The organism is Chamaesiphon sp. OTE_75_metabat_556 (genome assembly GCF_031378165.1).
GTDB lineage: Bacteria > Cyanobacteriota > Cyanobacteriia > Cyanobacteriales > Chamaesiphonaceae > Chamaesiphon.
In genome coordinates, this window is the sequence record NZ_JANNDR010000569.1 from 1 (window position 1) to 4,156 (window position 4,156).

Annotated in this window: 6 protein-coding genes; 5 read left to right on the plus strand and 1 reads right to left on the minus strand. The window is 43.3% G+C overall.

All coding sequences use genetic code 11. From position 1 onward, the window contains the following. Nucleotides 1-333: 333 nt before the first annotated feature. Nucleotides 334-819, minus strand: coding sequence for a hypothetical protein (locus tag RMO27_RS22390; RefSeq protein ID WP_309736748.1), 486 nt, complete (start codon nucleotides 817-819; stop codon nucleotides 334-336). Between the two features lie 285 nt (nucleotides 820-1,104). On the opposite strand from RMO27_RS22390, the gene RMO27_RS22395 reads away from it, so the two are divergent. The 5 genes from RMO27_RS22395 to RMO27_RS22415 all read left to right on the plus strand — a co-directional run bounded on the left by RMO27_RS22395 (nucleotide 1,105) and on the right by RMO27_RS22415 (nucleotide 3,661). Then, nucleotides 1,105-1,779 (plus strand): hypothetical protein, encoded by a 675-nt coding sequence (locus RMO27_RS22395; protein ID WP_309736749.1) that lies wholly within the window; start codon nucleotides 1,105-1,107, stop codon nucleotides 1,777-1,779. 141 nt (nucleotides 1,780-1,920) lie between these two features. Then, a complete protein-coding gene (locus RMO27_RS22400) occupies nucleotides 1,921-2,385 on the plus strand; it encodes a helix-turn-helix domain-containing protein (RefSeq protein ID WP_309736750.1) in 465 nt (154 codons plus the stop codon). Next, a complete protein-coding gene (locus RMO27_RS22405) occupies nucleotides 2,385-2,978 on the plus strand; it encodes a PIN domain-containing protein (RefSeq protein WP_396133784.1) in 594 nt (197 codons plus the stop codon). Before RMO27_RS22400 ends, RMO27_RS22405 begins: the two co-directional genes overlap by 1 nt. A 36-nt stretch (nucleotides 2,979-3,014) precedes the next feature. Further along, entirely contained in the window at nucleotides 3,015-3,263 is a 249-nt protein-coding gene (locus RMO27_RS22410; RefSeq protein ID WP_396133783.1) for a toxin-antitoxin system HicB family antitoxin, read from the plus strand. Nucleotides 3,264-3,349: 86 nt separating this feature from the next. Then, nucleotides 3,350-3,661 (plus strand): hypothetical protein, encoded by a 312-nt coding sequence (locus tag RMO27_RS22415; RefSeq protein WP_309736752.1) that lies wholly within the window; start codon nucleotides 3,350-3,352, stop codon nucleotides 3,659-3,661. The last annotated feature ends 495 nt before the right edge of the window (nucleotides 3,662-4,156 follow it).

The following is a 4,156-nucleotide window of genomic DNA, read 5'->3' on the forward strand; positions in this document are numbered from 1 at the left end:
AGCTAAAACATGATTTTCTACAGCTAATGTTATGCCTAATCCGATAAATACAGTCTATATTAACTTGATTAATTTCATTGGTAACATTCTCTAAAATCGGGTAATATGCTTACTCTCCCTTAAAATCTAAACGGCACACACACATCACCATGCTGTCTATCCGTCGCTAGTTTTTAACAAAGATTAGAGCTATACCTTTATTCACATACAGTTATGATTCATCAGGACAAAACCATAATTATTATTCAGATCGCTAACTGAGTAAATCAGCCAGTACATCAGTCGCCTTACCCTGGTGCTGGTTAGGGGTAGGGATTACCTACCCCGTGAGATTTAGAGGTTAAAGTGGCGTACTGTTTGGATAAACATTGTTGTTGCTACATCTTTAATTTGTGGTGCTTCGAGTTCGATGCTAGTGGGCATATTGGCGGCTGTGGTTAAGCAGTGACCGTAGAGTTTACCTAAGCGATCGATATAATCGGCAATTTCAGCACTGCGAGAAGGTTGAGACTCAGTAGTAAACCCCATTTGTTTCTTGAGTTGCATCTCAGCCTCAAAAGGTAACTTAACAGCCGTGTTAGCCACTAATCCCACCGCTGGACAATTCCCCGCATGGTCTACCAAAGACGCTTTACCCTTCGAGTCAAGCGCGATCGTTACTCGTTCGCCATTCATCCGTCCCATCACCTCTCGATCGCCTTGTGGTCGCCAGATCGTGTAACTACCCTCACTAGTCACAACGTCCAGAACTGACTTCTCGCCATACTTAGTCGTCACTTGGCGCGGCATTCCATTTACACGAGCGTCTAATAGTTTCATACTTGAAGTTAATCCTTTAATTAATGTTTTGGGATTGACAGGCGATCGAGGTTCTTCGCGGGATATCGATCGCTTTGTCGTGAGTAGATGCCAGTTATTTAACTTTTGGCTTGCGGTTGGCTTTTCCGTTTCCACACCTACATACTATCCGATAATCAATCCGACTGCAATATCCGATAAATTGAATTATCCGATACTAACCCGACAAATTATAGCTATCCGATATATGTCGGACAAATAGCCGATAAAGTGTTATCGTATAAGTATCGAAATATTATCGGATACATGACAGAAGATCCTCAAACCAAGAAAACCAGACAGAGCGATAGCCGTATTGACGTTAGGTTTCCCGACGAAATCTATGAAGCGATTAAATCCATAGCGCAGAAAGACGGGGCTAAAATCCACCATCGATCGGGTGAAATTATCCTCACCCCCACCGTCGTCAAATTGATCCGCATTGGCATATCTCACTTATCCGATGATTATCAGATAAGTCTATCCGACACTAATTTATCGGATAATTTAACCTCTAGAGTAGTCGCGATCGAGCAAGAGTTATCCGACTTGAAAAAGTTGGTGACGACCCTATCCGATCGCTTACCTGACAACTTAACCGATAAAACACTGGATACTATATCGGATAAATCTCCTTCGATATCGATCGAACAATCACAACTCCCTCAAGTCGCCACTACCGCCAAAAAACAAAAGCCAGAAGCCGAACCTGATTGGGTCAATAACGACAATCGGCGGTTTTATACCAAGCTAATGAACGATCCCGATCTGTTGGCTAAAGTAACTGAATCGATCGATCGACACCCGAAAGACAACGCCGATCTAGCCCGATCTCTAGTAATCATCGGTTTCCAAAAAACAGACGGGACAGCCTTAGATTCTGCTTCCATGAGTCGAATCAAGAAAGTAGCCAGCCAATTAAAGACCCTAGAACCCCTCTAAAACATACATATCGGGGTAACTTCGAGATATTAGGCTAACAGATCGCTAAAAGATATTTCGGTTATTTTGCTTATTACGTTTATACCGATTAATTGGGTATGATTAGAGAACAGAGAGTTCACTATTCGATAAGGTGAGAATATGCCTCCAAACTTTACCGCCTTGCTATCCACACCGAGCGACGCTGAAAAAGCCTTAGCTAAAGAGAGTAGCCGCCAACTTGCACCGCTGATTCAAAAAGAGCGTCCCAGCACTAGCATCAGTATTTTAGAAGATGAATTAGGACAGAAAATAGTAGTCCCGAACGTCGCTATTAGTCTGCTCTTGGAGATCTTGACCCAAATGGCACAAGGTAACGCTGTTACTCTGATGCCTTATCATGCAGAGCTGACAACTCAGCAAGCAGCCGATTTACTGAATGTTTCACGTCCTTTTTTAGTAAAACTACTTGAATCAGGAGAACTAGCGCATCGGATGGTTGGTAAACATCGGCGGGTGTTGCTTCAAGATGTGATGAAATACAAAGAGAATATCGATCGAGCCAGAAACGAAACTCTTAATGAATTGGTCGCACAGGCGCAGGAATTAAATATGGGATATGAATAATCGTGTCAAATTTTACGGCTGTTTATGATGCTTGTGTTCTATATCCTGCACCGCTTCGGGATTTGTTGATGGAATTGGCTTTGACCGATTTATTTCGTGCTCGTTGGTCGGAAGAAATTCACCAAGAATGGATTCGTAACGTTCTTAAAAATCGCCCCGATCTAAAAGAAAGTCAACTGCTGAGAACTAAAGCCTTCATGGATGATAACGTCCGTGATGCTTTGGTTACTGGCTTTGAATCGTTAATACCGTCACTGCAATTACCAGATGGTAACGATCATCATGTTTTGGCAGCGGCGATTAGGTGCCAATCTGATGTAATAGTGACTTTCAACCTTAAAGACTTTCCATCAGACTACCTATCATCCTTTGATGTTGAGGCACAACACCCCGATGAATTTATTTTGTATTTGCTAGATCTTTACCCCGTGCAAGTTTGTAGGGCGGTGGAAAAGGTTAGGCAGCGGTTGAGAAACCCATCGATGGACTGTGACAGATACCTCCAAAATTTGCTCAAACAGGGATTACCCCAAACAGTCTCATTCATGAAGGAGTTAGGATATTTAGATGGGTATCCCTTCAGCAATGAATAATTCTCAACCCGTTCCAAATTATCGCAGAATAACTTTATGGCTGTTTTAACCGTGCGGATGCCAGACGATCGGCATTCAAGATTAAAGGCACTAGCCGCTAGTCAAGGCGTGAGTGTCAATAAAATGATTGAAAAACTAACAACAGCCGCATTGGTCGAATTTGACACCCACAATCGATACAAGGCGAGAGCCGATCGAGGATCGGCGGCTAGAGGGTTGGAAATACTCGACGAACTCGACAGGCTAGAATCGAAACAGCCCCCACCAGGTAAAGGTGAGGGCTAGATCGATTGCCGAAGGCAGACCAAGGGTCAACGAAAGACTGTTTGCAGCAGCGAGATCGATATCAACATAACTACTATGAGGTTAACATGACTCAAGCCAGAGAACCAGACGACATCGATCGCGTTAACCGCGAATTGCGTGGGGTCAACCGTAGACTAGACAGGCTGGAATATACCCAGATTTCCCCCCAAGAATTTTCCAGCGTACTAGATCGTATTTACGAAGAGATCGGCTCGACGAGATCGGAGATGAGAGCGGAATTTGTAGCGGTTAATGCCCGACTTGAATCGCTCGATGCCAAAATTGATACCATAATGAGGCACATTACCGGAGAAGGCAACTCTTGGTCGATTAGACCTCGAAACCACCTTTTTACCCTGCTCACTTGTTGCGAATAGCTGAAGTGGATATACAGCAAGGCTTACATCGAACGCGCTTACTACTTTGGGGTAGTAGGGGTCGGAGGTTCAAATCCTCTCGTTCCGATTTGGGAAAAAACAGCACTAGAAAAGGGTTTCGGCAAGGTCTATCGACTTTGTTGGAACCTTTTTTGTTTGTCTTATTGACAATCAAAGGGTGGTTAGGGGTGTTTAGAGGATGTTTGGAAATACGGAGAGTATAAAATGTTTAAGCAAGTCTCCGTAGCATAAGTCGAATCATGGCAATGTGGATGAAAGCCGCTGAAGAAGCAGGTAAACGTTCGTAATCAACATTGAGACGACGACACCAATGCAACCAGCCATAAGTTCATTGGCTCTCCCGCCTGTATGGTGATAAGTATTGCTTATTTGAATGATTGGAGTGAAACGGAAATTATTTAAATAAGCAAGCCAATAGCTTCTCTTTCATCAGATCGAAATTCTTAAATCCATAGCTTTGGCGAATTATTAACT

Excerpts from the sequence above, each read along its gene's own strand:
- RMO27_RS22415 (WP_309736752.1), top strand. The coding sequence starts at position 3,350 with ATGACTCAAGCCAGAGAACCAGACGACATCGATCGCGTTAACCGCGAA.
- RMO27_RS22410 (WP_396133783.1), top strand. The coding sequence starts at position 3,015 with ATGGCTGTTTTAACCGTGCGGATGCCAGACGATCGGCATTCAAGATTA.
- RMO27_RS22390 (WP_309736748.1), bottom strand. The coding sequence starts at position 819 with ATGAAACTATTAGACGCTCGTGTAAATGGAATGCCGCGCCAAGTGACG.
- RMO27_RS22395 (WP_309736749.1), top strand. The coding sequence starts at position 1,105 with ATGACAGAAGATCCTCAAACCAAGAAAACCAGACAGAGCGATAGCCGT.
- RMO27_RS22400 (WP_309736750.1), top strand. The coding sequence starts at position 1,921 with ATGCCTCCAAACTTTACCGCCTTGCTATCCACACCGAGCGACGCTGAA.